The organism is Promicromonospora kroppenstedtii DSM 19349 (assembly GCF_000515355.1).
GTDB lineage: Bacteria > Actinomycetota > Actinomycetes > Actinomycetales > Cellulomonadaceae > Promicromonospora > Promicromonospora kroppenstedtii.
The window spans coordinates 774-2,497 of the sequence record NZ_KI911659.1; the positions used below are offsets into that span (position 1 = coordinate 774).

Genomic DNA, 1,724 nt, shown 5'->3' on the forward strand with positions numbered 1-1,724 from the left:
GCGGAGTGGCTCGCGGGGCTGGGTGAGCCGGGCGTGGTCGGGCCGGAGCCGGGCTGGGAGTTCGGCGCAGGAGTGCTGCCCGCGTCGGTCCGGAATCTGCCCGCGACCACGCTGTGGTGGCTGGACCGGTTCCGGGAGCAGGCGCTCGACCGCGGTGTCCCCGCGGACGACGTCGACCGGTGGCTCGGGCTCGCGCGCCCGGTGCTGCGGACGGCGCCCGGCGGTGGCGGTCCGGTCGTCGGCCGGTTCGGCACCCCCTTGCTCCTCCCGCCGGACGTGCCCACCCCTGCCACGGTGTACGGGCCCGACCACTCCGACGAGTACCAGCTCATCGTGACGCTCGACCTGGCGGCGATCGCACGGGGCGCCACCGATCTGCCGCTGCCGCCCGACGGGCAGCTGCTCCTGTTCGCGAACGTCCAGCTGGAGGACGAGCTCCTCCCCGGCGGTGCCGTGTACGTCCCGGCGGGCGCGCCGGTCGAGGAGCGGGAGGTCTCGCCCGACTACGAGCCGTACGAGTACGACTCGCCCGAGTCGCTGGACGAGGCCCTGCGGCGGACCCCCGACCTCCGCCTGGTCCCCGGCGTGTCGCTGCCCTCCTGCCCGCTCGACGCCGAGAGTGGTGCCGCGCACCCCCACGCCACGACGCTGCAGGAGGTCTGGTCGGAGCAGTCCGACGAGGGCGGCGAATGGGCGCTCGGCGGCCATGCCTACGACTTCGACGGCTATGGGGACCCTGCCTGGGGTTCGGCGTTCCAGTGGCCCAGCGAGCCGTGGTCCCGCCCGGAGGACTGGGTGGTGCTCGCGCAGTGGGTCGGGGTGCCGATGGGGATCCTGTACTGGACCATCACCCGCCAGGACCTCGCGGCGCGCCGCTTCGACCGGGTCGTCGTGCAGATGTACGCGAACCCGTGACCAGCCAAAAGATCGAACGCGTGTTCGAGTAGACTGGTGGCATGCCCGGCGCCACGATCCTGCACGCCGACCTCGACGCGTTCTACGCTTCGGTCGAGCAGCTGCTGGACCCTGCCCTGCGCGGCCGGCCGATCGCCGTCGGCGGCGGGCCGCGCGGGGGAGTGGTCCTCGCGGCCTCGTACGAGGCCAAGGCCCACGGGGTGCAAGGCGGCATGCCAGGCTGGCGCGCGGCACGGCTCTGCCCCGACCTGGTGTTCGTCCGGGGTCACTTCGGGGAGTACCAGCGGCTGGCCGACGCCGTGATGGCCGTGCTCGGCGACGTCACGCCGACCGTCGAACGGATCTCGATCGACGAGGCGTTCCTCGACGTGTCCGGTGCGACCCACCTGTTCGGCCCGCCCGCCGCGATCGGGGCGCGGATCCGCGAGCGCGTCCGTGCGGAGGTGGGGCTGCCGATCTCGGTCGGCGCCGCGCGCACCAAGCACCTGGCGAAGATCGCGTCCCAGGTGGCCAAGCCGGACGGCCTGGTCGTCGTCGACCCCGGCGCCGAGCGGACCTTTCTCGACCCGCTGCCCGTCAGCCTGATCTGGGGCGTCGGGCCCGTCAACGAACAGCGCCTGGCCGACCTCGGTATCCGCACCATCGGCGAGCTGGCGCGCACCCCGTCGTCCGCGGTCGAGCACATCCTCGGGCACGCCGTCGGGCACAAGCTCAGTGCCATGGCGCAGGACGAGGACCCGCGCAAGGTCGTCACCAGCCGCCGCGCCCGCTCCGTGGGGGCGCAGTCGGCCCTGAGCCGGCGCCGGCCC

The 1,724-nt window shown here is 74.0% G+C and carries 2 protein-coding genes; both read left to right on the forward strand.

Going from position 1 to position 1,724, the window contains the following annotated elements; all coding sequences use genetic code 11:
- Positions 1–915, forward strand: a 915-nt coding sequence (locus tag PROKR_RS11600; RefSeq protein WP_211240115.1) for a DUF1963 domain-containing protein, incomplete at its 5' end; no start/stop codon positions are given.
- A gap of 41 nt (positions 916–956) precedes the next feature.
- Positions 957–1,724: Y-family DNA polymerase (locus PROKR_RS11605; protein ID WP_036963324.1), on the forward strand; the 768-nt coding region annotated here is incomplete at its 3' end.